General features: G+C 67.4%; 13 protein-coding genes. 10 read left to right on the top strand and 3 right to left on the bottom strand.

What is annotated here, in order from left to right:
- The first annotated feature begins 10 nt into the window (after window positions 1-10).
- The 6 genes from rplU (at window position 11) to IC40_RS0105170 (ending at window position 5,434) form a co-directional block, all read left to right on the top strand.
- Window positions 11-334, top strand: coding sequence for a 50S ribosomal protein L21 (gene rplU / locus IC40_RS0105195; RefSeq protein ID WP_019513235.1), 324 nt, complete (start codon window positions 11-13; stop codon window positions 332-334).
- 13 nt (window positions 335-347) lie between these two features.
- On the top strand, window positions 348-614 hold the full coding sequence (gene rpmA, locus IC40_RS0105190) for a 50S ribosomal protein L27 (protein WP_019513236.1): 267 nt from the start codon (window positions 348-350) through the stop codon (window positions 612-614).
- Between the two features lie 108 nt (window positions 615-722).
- Window positions 723-2,162: a GTPase ObgE gene (gene obgE / locus IC40_RS0105185; RefSeq protein ID WP_030133689.1), complete on the top strand. Its 1,440-nt coding sequence runs from the start codon at window positions 723-725 to the stop codon at window positions 2,160-2,162.
- Entirely contained in the window at window positions 2,159-3,280 is a 1,122-nt protein-coding gene (proB, locus tag IC40_RS0105180; protein ID WP_030133688.1) for a glutamate 5-kinase, read from the top strand. The genes obgE and proB overlap by 4 nt, the downstream gene beginning before the upstream one ends.
- Before the next feature lie 234 nt (window positions 3,281-3,514).
- Complete coding sequence (locus IC40_RS0105175) at window positions 3,515-4,138, top strand: PIG-L deacetylase family protein (protein ID WP_030133687.1); 624 nt, start codon at window positions 3,515-3,517, stop codon at window positions 4,136-4,138.
- A gap of 3 nt (window positions 4,139-4,141) precedes the next feature.
- On the top strand, window positions 4,142-5,434 hold the full coding sequence (locus IC40_RS0105170) for a protoporphyrinogen/coproporphyrinogen oxidase (protein ID WP_030133686.1): 1,293 nt from the start codon (window positions 4,142-4,144) through the stop codon (window positions 5,432-5,434).
- A 3-nt stretch (window positions 5,435-5,437) separates the two neighbouring features.
- Here IC40_RS0105170 and IC40_RS0105165 read toward each other — a convergent pair whose 3' ends face one another.
- The gene (locus tag IC40_RS0105165) at window positions 5,438-6,073 is read right to left on the bottom strand and encodes a TetR/AcrR family transcriptional regulator (protein WP_030133685.1); all 636 of its coding nucleotides are present in this window, start codon (window positions 6,071-6,073) and stop codon (window positions 5,438-5,440) included.
- Window positions 6,074-6,139: 66 nt separating this feature from the next.
- On the opposite strand from IC40_RS0105165, the gene IC40_RS0105160 reads away from it, so the two are divergent.
- Window positions 6,140-7,405, top strand: coding sequence for a cytochrome P450 (locus IC40_RS0105160; RefSeq protein ID WP_030133684.1), 1,266 nt, complete (start codon window positions 6,140-6,142; stop codon window positions 7,403-7,405).
- A 28-nt stretch (window positions 7,406-7,433) separates the two neighbouring features.
- Here the strand turns inward: IC40_RS0105160 and IC40_RS0105155 are convergent, their stop codons facing one another.
- The gene (locus tag IC40_RS0105155) at window positions 7,434-8,270 is read right to left on the bottom strand and encodes an NAD-dependent protein deacetylase (RefSeq protein ID WP_030133683.1); all 837 of its coding nucleotides are present in this window, start codon (window positions 8,268-8,270) and stop codon (window positions 7,434-7,436) included.
- Between the two features lie 36 nt (window positions 8,271-8,306).
- On the opposite strand from IC40_RS0105155, the gene IC40_RS0105150 reads away from it, so the two are divergent.
- Together IC40_RS0105150 and IC40_RS0105145 are read left to right on the top strand one after the other, a co-directional pair.
- Entirely contained in the window at window positions 8,307-9,260 is a 954-nt protein-coding gene (locus IC40_RS0105150; RefSeq protein ID WP_051644273.1) for a phosphotransferase, read from the top strand.
- A 34-nt stretch (window positions 9,261-9,294) separates the two neighbouring features.
- Window positions 9,295-11,340 (top strand): NAD(+) synthase, encoded by a 2,046-nt coding sequence (locus tag IC40_RS0105145; protein WP_030133681.1) that lies wholly within the window; start codon window positions 9,295-9,297, stop codon window positions 11,338-11,340.
- 31 nt (window positions 11,341-11,371) lie between these two features.
- Here the strand turns inward: IC40_RS0105145 and IC40_RS0105140 are convergent, their stop codons facing one another.
- Window positions 11,372-12,223 carry a ribokinase gene (locus IC40_RS0105140; protein ID WP_030133680.1) on the bottom strand — a complete coding sequence of 284 codons (852 nt, stop codon included), beginning with the start codon at window positions 12,221-12,223 and terminating at the stop codon, window positions 11,372-11,374.
- Between the two features lie 56 nt (window positions 12,224-12,279).
- Between IC40_RS0105140 and IC40_RS0105135 the strand changes: the two genes are divergently transcribed.
- Window positions 12,280-13,590 carry a glutamate-5-semialdehyde dehydrogenase gene (locus IC40_RS0105135; RefSeq protein WP_042510029.1) on the top strand — a complete coding sequence of 437 codons (1,311 nt, stop codon included), beginning with the start codon at window positions 12,280-12,282 and terminating at the stop codon, window positions 13,588-13,590.
- Window positions 13,591-13,608 lie beyond the last annotated feature (18 nt).

The raw sequence follows: 13,608 nt of genomic DNA, 5'->3' as shown, positions 1-13,608 counted from the left end.
TAGATCCACGATGGCAGCCGATAACGCCACGTACGCAATCGTCAAGACTGGCGGCAAGCAGTACAAGGTCGCCGTCGGTGACATTGTCAAGGTCGAGAAGCTGGAGACCGAGCCCGGCGCCTCTGTCTCGCTGCCGGTCGCCCTGGTCGTCGCCGGTTCCAAGGTGACCACCTCGGCCGACGACCTGGCCAAGGTCGCCGTGGCCGCCGAGGTCCTGGAGCACACCAAGGGCCCGAAGATCCGCATCCACAAGTTCAAGAACAAGACCGGCTACCACAAGCGCCAGGGGCACCGTCAGCAGCTGACCGTGCTCAAGGTCACCGGAATCAAGTAAGGGGTCGTCAGACATGGCACATAAGAAGGGCGCATCCAGCTCACGCAACGGTCGCGACTCAGCCGCCCAGCGGCTCGGCGTCAAGCGCTTCGGCGGCCAGGTCGTCAAGGCCGGCGAGATCCTCGTCCGTCAGCGCGGCACCCATTTCCATCCCGGCGTGAACGTCGGTCGTGGCGGCGACGACACCCTGTTCGCCACCGCCCCCGGTGTGGTCGAATTCGGCGCCAAGCGCGGTCGCCGGACGGTCAACATCGTCCGCCTCGTCCGCTCGGAGGCCTGAGTTATTTAGGACGTCCTCCAGGGACCGTATCAACGAACAGTGAAGCTGCTGCGAGTTCTCTAGAGAACACTCGCAGCAGCTTCACTGTTTTCATCGGAAGGACCCGCAATGCCCCGGTTTGTGGACCGTGTGGTCATCCACGCCCAGGCCGGTAACGGTGGTAACGGTTGCGCCTCGGTGCATCGAGAGAAGTTCAAACCGCTCGGCGGCCCAGACGGCGGGAACGGTGGCCGCGGCGGCAGCGTCGTGCTGGTGGTGGACCCTCAGGTGCACACCCTGCTCGATTTCCACTTCCATCCGCACGTCGTGGCACCCTCCGGTAAGCCCGGTGCCGGCAGCAACCGTGACGGTGCCGCAGGCGCCGACCTCGAAGTCCATGTGCCCGACGGCACGGTCGTGCTCGATGCCGACGGCAAGTTGATCGCCGATCTCGTCGGGGCAGGCACCCGGTTCGAGGCCGCGATGGGCGGCCGCGGCGGACTCGGCAACGCGGCGTTGGCATCCCGTGCGCGTAAGGCCCCCGGGTTTGCGTTGTTGGGGGAGAAGGGGCAGATCCGCGATCTGACCCTGGAACTGAAGACGGTCGCCGATGTCGGCCTGGTCGGGTTCCCCTCCGCCGGGAAATCGTCGCTGGTGTCCACCATCTCGGCGGCCAAGCCCAAGATCGCCGACTATCCCTTCACCACCCTCGTCCCCAACCTCGGCGTGGTGTCCGCGGGGGAACACACCTTCACCGTCGCCGACGTGCCCGGCCTCATCCCCGGCGCCTCGGATGGTCGCGGTCTCGGCCTGGATTTCCTGCGCCACATCGAACGGTGTGCCGTGCTCGTGCACGTCGTGGACTGCGCCACCCTGGAACCCGGTAGGGATCCGATCTCCGACATCGACGCACTCGAGGCCGAGTTGGCGGCCTACCAGCCGACCCTCCAAGGCGATACCACCCTCGGTGATCTCGCCGACCGGCCACGGGCGGTGGTGTTGAACAAGATCGACGTGCCCGATGCGCGTGAGCTCGCCGAGTTCGTGCGCGAAGACGTCGTCGAGAAGTACGGCTGGCCGGTGTTCGAGATCTCGACGGTCAGCCGAGATGGCTTGCGCCCCCTGATCTTCGGGCTGTGGGAGATGGTCGCGGCGTATCGGGCGGCGCAGCCGGAGGTGGCGCCACGTCGACCGGTGATCCGCCCCGTCGCGATCGACGAGACGGGCTTCACCGTCACCCCGGACGGCCAGGGTGGTTTCGTGGTGCGCGGCACCCGCCCCGAACGCTGGATCGCGCAAACCGCTTTCGACAACGACGAGGCGGTCGGTTACCTCGGCGACCGGCTCGCCAGGTTGGGTGTGGAGGACGAACTGGTCAAGCAGGGCGCCACTCCCGGGTGCGCGGTGACGATCGGCGATGTCACCTTCGACTGGGAGCCGCAGACCCCGGCCGGTGTCGACACCATGATGTCCGGCCGCGGCACCGATGTGCGCCTCGAACAGACCGAGCGGGTATCTGCCGACGAGCGCAAGGCGGCACGGAAGGCACGTCGGGAGCACCGGGAATGAGCCTGCCCTCGACGTACCGGGACGCCATCAGGACCGCCCGCAGCGTCGTCGTCAAGATCGGCACCACCGCGTTGACCACACCCACCGGCGTGTTCGACGCGGGCAGGCTGGCCGCCCTGGTGGAGGCGATCGAGAGCCGGATGCGGGCGGGCTCGGATGTCGTGATCGTCTCCTCCGGAGCCATCGCCGCCGGAATCGAGCCGTTGGGGCTGTCCCGGCGGCCCACCGATCTGGCGACCAAACAGGCCGCCGCCAGCGTCGGTCAGGTGGCTCTGGTGAATGCCTGGAGCACGGCGTTCGCCCGGTTCGACCGTACGGTCGGCCAGGTGCTGCTGACCGCGCACGATATCGCGATGCGGGTACAGCACAACAACGCCCAGCGCACCCTCGACCGGTTGCGCGCCCTGCACGCGGTGGCGATCGTCAACGAGAACGACACCGTCGCCACCAATGAGATCCGGTTCGGTGACAACGACCGGCTCTCGGCGCTGGTCGCCCAGCTGGTGGGTGCCGACGCACTGGTGTTGCTCTCCGATATCGATGGGCTGTACGACGGGGATCCGCGCAAGGCCACCGCCGACAACCCGGCGCGGTTCATCCCCGAGGTGGCCGCAGACGGTGACCTCGACGGAGTCGTGGCGGGCCGGGGTAGCAGCCTGGGCACCGGTGGGATGGCCTCCAAACTTTCCTCGGCGCTGCTGGCTGCCGATGCCGGTGTCCCGGTGCTGTTGGCCGCGGCCGCCGATGCCGCAGCAGCACTGTCCGACGCGTCGGTGGGTACGGTGTTCGCGCCTCGACCGGAGCGGATGTCAGCGCGCCGGTTCTGGGTCCGTTACGCCGCAGAAGCGACCGGTGTCCTGACCCTCGACGAGGGCGCCGTGCGTGCGGTCGTCACGCGGCGACGTTCGCTGTTGCCTGCCGGGATCACCGCGGTGTCGGGCCGTTTTCACGGCGGTGACGTCGTGGAACTGCGCGGGCCCGATGGGGCGGTGGCCGCTCGCGGGGTGGTCGCCTATGACGCGGTCGAACTGACCGCGATGATCGGCCGGTCGACCCCCGACCTTCCGCCGGAATTGCGTAGGCCGGCGGTGCACGCCGATGACCTGGTCGCGGTGTGATTCGTCGCCACACCGAGGCCGAAGTTCTCATCCGCGTCGATCAGCTAATATCGCCCAGCAAATAGTTCACACGTCAATTACTCCATTTGCTGGCGCTTTTGGTCAAAATTGCCATATCGCGCAATCGGTCGTATAAACGCCGCAAACGCTTTCCTTGGAGCTAAGTCGGACATTCGGCCGTACGCCGGGGTATGCTCGCACCAATTCGGTGTCAGCAAAGTGGAAGCTGGGGGCATGACACGTCGTTCGGTTCTCGCGGTCGGGGCGCATCCCGACGATATCGAGCTGGGCTGCGGGGGCGCGCTGGCCAAACATGTTGCTGCGGGGGATCACGTGACGATGCTCGTCGTCACCCGTGGTGAAGAGGGTCCGGGGAAATCGTCGCAGCGGGTCGCCGAACAGCAGGCAGCCGCCGATGCGCTCGGGATCGACAAGCTGATCTGGGGCGAGGGCTTTCTGGACTGCCGGGTGTCGCTGCAGGAGTTCGAGTTGGTGCATCTGATCGAGGACGCCATCGACAAGGTCTCGGCCACGGTGGTCTACACCCACATGGCCAACGACAGTCACCAGGATCATCGTGTCGTGTCGCGGTGCACCATGGGTGCCGCGCGCTGGGTGTCGACGATCATGGCCTACGGCGGTCCGTCGGCGGTGGGCTTCAACCCGACCTCGTTCATCGACATCTCCGACTGCCTCGACAAGAAGATCGAAGCGCTGATGTGCCATGTGTCGCAGGCCGAGGCGAGCGAGAAGGTCAGCGCCTCGTGGGTGCGCAGCTCGGCCGAGCATTATGGATTCCTGTGCAGGCGCCCGTTCGCCGAGGGATTCGAGCCGATCCGCCAGGTCGTCGATTTCTAGTCAGTGCCAACATTTCTCATCATCGGTGCCGGTAGCACCGGTATCGGCGCAGCGGTCAGGTTGACCGAACTCGGCATCGACCACCTCGTCGTCGACGCCGGACCTCAGGTCGGCGGGATGTCGGCGTCGGTCACCGATGATGCCGGATTCACCTGGGATCTGGGTGGACACGTGCTGCACAGTCATTTTCCCGATTTCGACCGGGCTGTGGCGGCCAGCGGGATCGCGCTGAACCATGTGACGCGCAACGGCTGGGTATGGTTGCGCGGCGACGGTCCGCAGAGTCTGGTCGCCACCCCCATCCAGCAGCAACTCACCGAGTTGCCAACGGATCTGGACCCCGACGGGCCGGTGGACAATCTGGCCGACTACTACCGCAACAACTTCGGTCGGCGGCTGTACGACGAATTCTTCGAGCCCTACAACCGCAAGATGTGGACGCTGCCACTTGAGCAGATCGACGATCAATGGACCTCGCTGCGCAGCGGTAGTACGGCCCGTAATGTGCCCACGCTGGCGCTGGCCGGCACGGCGCCCCCGGCCGCGTCGACATTTCCCTATCCCGTCGGTGGGACCGGCGCGCTGTGGCAAGCCGTCCATGACCGACTGATGACACCGAACTCGGTACGGCTCAGCACGGCAGTGCTCGATGTGGATCCGGTGGCACGGGTCGCCCGGCTCGACGACGGGACGACCGTGGAGTTCCGGTATTGCATCAGCACCGCGCCGATCATCAGCGCGCTCGGCTGGATCGGCGGGATCGATCGCGCCGAGTCGCTGCGGGCCAGCCGGTTGCATGCGGTCGGGATCGGCTTCACCGGGCAGCCACCGGCCGCGCTGGCCGACAAGACGTGGCTGTATTGCCCGGACGAGACGGTGCCGTGGTACCGCGCCACGATGCTGAGCAATTACGACCCGTCCAATGCCGGTCCGGGACGGTGGAACATCCTTTGTGAGGTACCGGTTTTCGCGCACGAGCCGCTGCCCGCAGAGGTGGCCGTGAACGGTGTGGTGACGTCTTTGTGCAAGCTGGGTGCGGATCCGGAGCTGATCGCCGGCCGATTCGTCAGGACACTGGATTTCGGTTACCCGGTGCCGACGCTCGGGCGCGACGATCTGCTGCGCGAGGCCGACAAATTGCTGCTGGCGCATGGCATCTACAGCCGCGGCCGGTTCGGCGGGTGGCGCTACGAGTCGTCGAACCAGGATTACGGATATGTACAGGGTCGCCAGGCCGTCGATCATGCCCTGTACGGCACCGCTGAGGATGTCTACTGGCACCCCGAGCGCTTCTGATGCTCAGCCATCCAGATACAGGGCACCCCTGATGATTTCGGTCAGTGCGGTGGCAAGTTGGGGATCGTATTCCGCCGCCTGGTTCGGCAGGTTCTGTTGGCACGACCGCTCGACCATCCACACCAGGCTGCTCGCGGTCGGGCCGGGAAGCAGGTTGGCGCGGATGGAACCGTCGGCCTGGCCCTCTTCGATGACGGTGGTGAATTGTGCGGCGATACCGGTCAACAGCTCGCGGTAGGTGTCGCCGACCTGGGCGTCATAGGCGGCCATCTCGCTGAGCGCAACCAGCACCGGTTGATGTGTGCGATAGCTGCCGATCAGCCGCGTCATCGACGCATGGATATCGGCCGGGTCGCGCCGGTTGGCCACCGTCCACCATTGCGCCGCATCGGCGGTCAGGTCCCCGAACACCTGGGTGGCGAGCCGGCGCAGCAGGTCGCCCTTGTCCTCGAAGTAGATGTAGAAGCTGGCCCGGGAGATGCCGGCCTCGGTGGCCAGCTTGTCCACGCTGAGCTCGGTGAAGCTCGCGCCGCCGGCCATGAGCCGGTCCGTCGCCTCCAGGAGTTGGCGCTCGATCTGCTCGCGGCGTTCCTGGCGTTTGACCTGGGGCTTGCGACTCGCCCGCGTCACCGATGCCATGAGCTCAGCGTATCGGCTTCACGGCCTTCTTGACTAGACAACATGTCTAGACCTATTGTCGCCGACATGACTGTGTCACCGATCACAACGACCGAGCGTGCTTTCGACCCCATCGACCTCTCCTCTCGGGCGTTCTGGGCCACCACGGCGGCCGACCGCGAGATCTCGTTCGCCGAGCTGCGGGACCAGCGCCCCGTGAGCTGGCATCCGCCCGTCGAGGATTCGCTCATGCCCGATCCGGCAGACCGTGGGTACTGGGCAGTGACCCGGCATGCCGACGTCGTCGAGGTCAGCCGCAACAGCGAGGTGTTCCTGTCCGGGCAGGGAGTGCTGTTCGAGAACGTGCCCCAGGAGCTGTTGGAGGCCTCGCAATCCTTCCTGGCGATGGATCCGCCGCGGCACACCCAGATCCGCAAGGTGGTCCATTCGGCGTTCACGCCGCGTCAGGTGCGCCGCATCGAGGATTCCATCAAGGCCAACGCCGCCGATATCGTCTCCGAGCTGCGGGCCGCGGGCAGTGGTGCGGACTTCGTCGACCTGTGCGCCAAGGAGTTGCCGATCCGCACCCTGTCGGACATGGTCGGCATCCCCGAGTCCGAACGCCATCAGGTCGCCGCGGCGGCCGATGCGTTGGTCTCGTGGGCCGATCCGGAGTATCTGGCGGGTCGTAATCCGTTGGAGGTCCTGGTGGCCAACCAGATGTACCTGCACCAGGTGGCGCTCGCGCTGGCCGCCGAGCGGCGGGAGCACCCGGGTGACGACCTGCTCAGCGCGCTGGTGCAGGCCGAGGTCGAGGGGTCGCGCCTGACCGATCAGGAGGTTGCGGCGTTCTTCGTGCTGTTGGCGGTAGCCGGTAACGACACCACCCGCCAGACCACCAGCCATGCGATGAAGGCGCTGACCGACAACCCCGACCAACGCGCCTGGCTGATGGCCGATTTCGACGACCGCATCGGAACCGCGGTGGAGGAATTCGTGCGGTGGGCCAGCCCCGTGATGACCTTCCGGCGCACTGCCGCCACCGATTACGAGCTCGGCGGGCGCACCATCACCGCCGGGGACAAGGTCGTCATGTTCTATTCATCGGCGAACTGGGACAGCCAGGTGTTCACCGATCCGCACCGGCTCGATCTCGGCAGGCACCCCAACCCGCATGTCGGATTCGGCGGCGGTGGCCGGCACTTCTGCCTGGGCGCCCATGTCGCCAGGGCGCAGCTGCGGGCGATCTTCGGTGAGCTGTTGCGCCAGATCCCCGATCTTGAGGTCGGCGAACCGTCCTACGTCGCGGGCAACTTCGTGCACGCCGTGCGTTCGCTGCCCTGCAGCTTCTAGCCGATGGTGGCGCGCCGACGTGCCGGCGTCAGCGCGCCGCCATCATCAGTGGCAGCTCACCGGCCAGCAGCGCCAGCAGCTCCGAGCACCCTCCGTCGACCTTCACGGTGGCCAGATCGTCACCGCGGGTGGGCCCCCGATTGATGATCGCGATCGGCAGCTGGGCCGCGGCCGCGTGCCGCACGAAACGGTAACCGGAGAACACCGTCAGCGACGAACCCGCCACCAACAGTGCGTCGGCGGCATCGACCAACGAGAAAGCTTGTCCGACGCGCTCTTTGGGCACACTCTCACCGAAGTAGACGATATCGGGTTTGAGCATGCCGCCACAGCGCGGACAGTCCAGGTACCGGAAACTCGAGGTGTCGGCGACGACGGCGTCGGCATCGGGCGCCACCGCGATGCCCCCGACCTTTTCGGCGCGGTCGGCGAAACCCGGATTCAACGCTTCCAATTCGTCGGCCAACGCTGCGCGGCTCATGGTGAAACCGCACTGCAGGCAGATCACCTGCTGATAGGTGCCGTGCAGGTTGACCACGGTGCGGCTGCCCGCCTTGGTGTGCAGCAGGTCCACGTTCTGGGTGATCAACCCCGTCAGCACCCCGGCAGCCTCCAGTGCGGCGAGCGCGCGATGGCCGGCATTGGGCTGCGTCTGGTCCATATGACGCCACCCGATGTGGTTGCGGGCCCAGTAGCGCTGCCGGAAGACCGCGTCCGAACGGAACTGCGCGATGGTCATCGGGTTGCTGGGCGGAGAGTCCGGCCCGCGGTAGTCGGGGATGCCCGAGTCGGTCGACATGCCTGCCCCGGTGAGCACCACAAGTCGACGACCCGCCAGTGCGGCGACCAGTTCCGGGGCTTCCATGAATCCGAGGATAGGCCGCCATGGCAGGGTGGACCCATGACGGCAGGATCCGCCCCGCGACCGGGGGGCACGCTCAGTGCCGACCAGCTTGCCGACCGCACCCGTCGGGCCACCGACGCCGCGCTGGAGGCCGGCCGCGCGGCGGGGCTGGAGGTCGAGTGCGCCACCGTGCTGCACGACGTCTTCTCGGTCGTGGTGCACCTGGAACCCGCCCCGGTGGTGGCCCGGATCCCGGTGGTGCTGCCGCCCGGGTACACCCCGGCGCTGCAGACGGCGCGCCAGCAACGCGAACTAGACGTGGCGGCCTGGTTGGATGCCCGCGGCGTGCCGGTGGTGGCGCCCAGCCCGTTGGTGCAGCGCATGCCGGTACGGTGCGGTGGGTTCGGCATGACATTCTGGGCACTCGCCGACGTCGCACCCGATCATCAGCCCTATGCCGGTGTGCCGATCGCCAAGAGTGCCGAATTGCATGCCGGTCTCGCCGGTTATCCTGCGCCACTACCCTTTCTGACGCCGTTCACCGAGGCGGCGCCCGGCATGTTCGACCGACTGGAGCCCTCGGAGTTCTTGAGCGGCGAGGACGTCGAACGTGCCCGCGGACAGTTCGCCGAGTTGTCGGCGGTGTTGGGCAGTGCCGCCTCCTTCGCCGCTCGCCATCCCGATGTAGCGGTTCAGGCGCTCCAGGGAGATGGGCCATCACACAACGTCATCCGCACCACCACCGGGGTGAAGTTCGCGGATTTCGAGGACGTCTGTCAGGGTCCGGTCGAGTGGGATCTGGCGATGCTCGGACCCGAGGCCGTCGCCGAATACGACGCGGCCGCCCAGGCGCTCGGTCTGCGCAGGACCGACCCGGCCGTCCAGCGCCTGATGGACACCGCGCGCACATTGCAGTTCATCAGCTGTGTGGTGCTGGTACCGCAACTACCGGTTTTGGCCGAGGGTCTGGCCGGCGTGATAGCCGACTGGCGCACGCAGCCCACGATGTGAACTCCCGCTTTGCCTGCAATGCCAGAATGAGCGGGTGGACTTCTACTCCGCCTACCGGCACGGGTTCGTCCGGGTTTCGGCCTGCACGCACCACACCACGCTCGCCGATCCCGCCGCCAACGCCGAATCGGTACTGCGGCTTGCCGGTGAGTGCCATGACGACGGCGTGGGCTTGGCGGTCTTTCCGGAGCTGACGCTGTGCGGCTACTCGATCGAGGACATCCTGTTGCAGGACACCCTGCTCGATGCCGTCGAAGAGGCCGTGGCGACGGTCGTCGCCGCGTCCGCGGACCTGTTGCCGGTCCTGGTGATCGGTGCGCCGCTGCGCCACCGCAACCGGGTGTACAACTGCGCGGTCGTGATCCATCGCGGTGCCGTGCTCGGTGTGGTGCCGAAGACCTATCTACCCAACTACCGCGAGTTCTACGAGAAACGTCAGCTGGCTTCCGGTGACGGGCTCGCGGGCGCCATCCGGGTGAACGGTGCCACCGTGCCGTTCGGGTCGGACCTGCTGTTCCACGCGGCGGATCTGCCCGATTTCGTCCTGCACGTCGAGATCTGCGAGGACATGTGGGTACCGGTGCCGCCGAGCGCGCGGGCCGCGCTGGCCGGGGCGACGGTGCTGACCAACCTGTCGGGCAGCCCCATCACGATCGGCCGCGCCGACGACCGCAAACTGCTCGCCAAATCGGCATCCTCGCGGTGCCTGGCGGCCTACGTCTACGCCGCCGCGGGCGAGGGGGAGTCCACCACCGATCTTGCCTGGGACGGGCAGACGATGATCTACGAGAACGGCGTGCTGCTCGCCGAGTCGGAGCGCTTCCCGAAGGGGGAGCGGCGCAGCACTGCCGACGTCGACGTGTCGCTGTTGCGGGCCGAACGGTTGCGGATGGGCAGCTTCGACGACAACGCGCAACACGAGGCCCGCCGCGGCGGCGAGGATTTCCGCCGCGTCGAGTTCAGCCTCGACCCGCCGACCGGTGACATCGGCTTGCTGCGGCGGGTGGAGCGCTTCCCGTTCGTTCCCTCGGATGCCGCACGGCTGCAACAGGATTGCTATGAGGCCTACAACATCCAGGTGTCCGGGCTCGAGCAGCGGTTGCGCGCGTTGAACTACCCGAAGGTCGTCATCGGGGTGTCGGGCGGGCTGGACTCCACCCACGCACTGATCGTCGCCGCCCGTGCGATGGACCGGGAGGGCCGTCCGCGCAGCGATATCCTCGCCTTCACCATGCCGGGCTTCGCCACCGGCGACCGGACCAAGGGCAATGCCATCGCGCTGAGCGAAGCGCTCGGGGTGACCTTCGCCGAGATCGACATCCGCGATACCGCCCAGCTGATGCTCACCGAGATGGACCACCCGTTCGGTCGCGGGGAGAAGGTCTACGACGTCACCTTCGAGAACGTGCAGGCCGGCCTGCGCACCGATTATCTTTTCCGGCTGGCCAATCAGCGCGGCGGCATCGTGCTGGGCACCGGCGACCTGTCCGAGCTCGCGTTGGGGTGGTCCACCTACGGTGTGGGTGACCAGATGTCGCATTACAACGTCAACGGTGGCGTGCCGAAAACACTTATCCAGCACCTGATCCGCTGGGTCATCTCCGCCGGGGAGTTCGACGAGTCCGTCGGCGAGGTGTTGCAGTCGGTGCTGGACACCGAAATCACTCCCGAACTCGTCCCGGCCGGCGAGGACGAGGAGGTCCAGAGCAGCGAGGCCAAGGTCGGTCCCTATGTGCTGCAGGATTTCTCGCTCTTTCAGGTGCTGCGCTACGGGTTCGGCCCGGCCAAGGTGGCGTTCCTGGCCTGGCATGCCTGGCATGACGCCGAACGCGGATATTGGCCGCTGGGCTATCCGCTGGACAAGCGCCCGCAGTACTCGTTGGGCGAGATCCGGCGCTGGCTGACCGTGTTCGCCCAACGGTTCTATTCGTTCTCCCAGTTCAAGCGCTCCGCGCTGCCGAACGGGCCGAAGGTCTCTGCGGGCGGTGCGCTGTCCCCGCGTGGGGATTGGCGGGCGCCGTCGGACATGTCGGCGCGGATCTGGCTGGCCGCCATCGAACGTGATATCCCCGAGGGCTGACGGACCGACGACGGGAGTCGGCGGGTTGCGCTCAGTCGAGTGCGTCCTCGATGGCCTCCGCGGTCGGGGCGCAACCCCCCGCGCCGGGCACCGTCGTTGCCAGAGCGCCTGCCGCGCATGCCCACCGCAACGCGCGTTCTGCTCCTCGGGGCCATGCCGTGGCCAGCACGCCGGCGAACACATCGCCCGCGCCGGTGGTGTCCACCGGTTGCACCGCCGGGGCGGGCACCTGGATCTCGGCCGAGCCGCTGCGCAGCACCGCGCCCCGCGAGCCCAGCGTGGTCACCAGATTCGGGACCGGCCAATTCCATTGCTGCGCTTCGGTTTCGTTGACGATGACGACATCGCTCACCTCGGCGATGCGGGCCAGCCGGTCCGGGTCACCACCGGCCGGAGAGGCATTCAGCAGCACCGTCGCACCACCATGATTGGCCACCCGGGCGGCCGCCAGTGCCGTCTCCAACGGAATCTCAAGCTGTACCAGCAGCACTTCGCATCCCCCGACGAGCTCGCGGATCCCTGGCGAATCCAGCGTCAGGTGCGCGTTGGCACCGGGCGCCACGACGATCGTGTTCTCCGCGCGGGCGTCGACGAGGATGCCTGCCGTCCCGCTGGGCATCGGCAGGCGGACCACGCCGCTGACATCGACCCCGTTTTCCTCCAGATGAGCCAGCAGATCGGCAGCGGCCGGATCCTCGCCGACCGCACCGACGAAGCTCACCGTGGCGCCGGCGCGGGCCGCCGCGACGGCCTGATTTCCACCTTTGCCGCCCGGCGAGTGCGCCAACGCCGAGGCAAGCACCGTGGCGCCGGGTTCGGGGAGGGCGTCGACGGTGAAGACGAGATCCATGTTCACGCTGCCCACCACGCAGACCCGGGTCATGACCTCACCGTAACCCCAACCGCTCGATCTCGGCCGATGGTCGATACGCTGGCTCAATGAGCGTTAAGGCTTCGGAGGGCAGGAGCGCAGCGACCCGGGAAACGGATTCGGAGGGCAGGAGCGCAGCGACCCGGGAAACGGATACGGATCTCAAGCAGCAGGTCCACGATGCCGCCGCCGCGGCGCGCATCGCATCGCGCCGCCTGGCCACCCTGAGCACCGCCGAGAAGAACCGCGCCCTGCACGCGGCCGCCGACAGCGTGCTTGCCCAGGTCGAGGTGATCCTCGCGGCCAACGCCGAGGACCTGGAGGCTGCCCGCGCCGCCGGGACCGCCGAGGCCATGCTGGACAGGCTCGCCCTCAACCCGCAGCGGGTCGACGGTATCGCCGCCGGTCTGCGACAGGTGGCCGGACTGCCCGACCCGATCGGGGAGGTACTGCGCGGCAACACCCTGCCCAACGGGCTGCAGCTGCGTCAGCAGCGGGTACCGCTGGGCGTGGTCGGCATCGTCTACGAGGGGCGGCCCAACGTCACCGTCGACGCCTTCGGTCTGACCCTCAAGTCGGGCAACGCGGTGTTGTTGCGCGGGAGCTCATCGGCGGCCCGCTCCAACGCTGCATTGGTGCGCGCGCTGCGTGAGGCCCTGGTCGCCGAGGGCCTGCCCGCCGATGCCGTCCAGCTTTTGCCGAGTGCGGACCGCGCGAGCGTCACGCACCTCATCCAGGCGCGCGGCCTGGTCGACGTGGTGATCCCACGCGGTGGGGCCGGACTGATCGATGCCGTGGTCCGCGACGCCACCGTGCCGACGATCGAGACCGGCGTCGGAAACTGCCATGTGTTCGTGCACGCCGCAGCCGACCTCGACGTCGCCGAGCGAATCCTGCTCAACGCCAAGACCCGTCGGCCAAGTGTCTGCAACGCCGCCGAGACACTGCTGGTGGACCGCGCCGTCGCCGATACCGCGCTGCCCAGATTGGTGACCGCCCTGCAGGACGCCGGGGTGACGGTGCACCTTGACCCCAGCGAAGAGGAGCTGCGCGCGGAGTTCCTTTCCATGGACATCGCCGTGCAGATCGTCGACGGCGTGGATGGTGCCATCGACCACGTCAACACCTACGGCACGGGACACACCGAGGCCATCGTCACCACCGAACTGGCTGCCGCCCAACGTTTCACCGGGCAGGTCGATGCTGCGGCGGTCATGGTGAACGCCTCGACCGCGTTCACCGACGGTGAGCAGTTCGGGTTCGGTGCCGAGATCGGAATCTCCACCCAGAAGCTGCACGCCCGCGGGCCGATGGGACTGTCCGAACTGACTTCGACCAAATGGATCGTCTGGGGTGACGGCCAGACCCGTCCGGCCTGATCACACGGACAGACAGAA

Source organism: Mycolicibacterium neoaurum ATCC 25795, assembly GCF_000691525.1.
In the GTDB taxonomy this organism is placed as follows: Bacteria; Actinomycetota; Actinomycetes; order Mycobacteriales; family Mycobacteriaceae; genus Mycobacterium; species Mycobacterium neoaurum.
The sequence above is the reverse complement of the archived record's forward strand: the minus strand, read 5'-3'. Positions and strand labels throughout refer to the sequence as shown.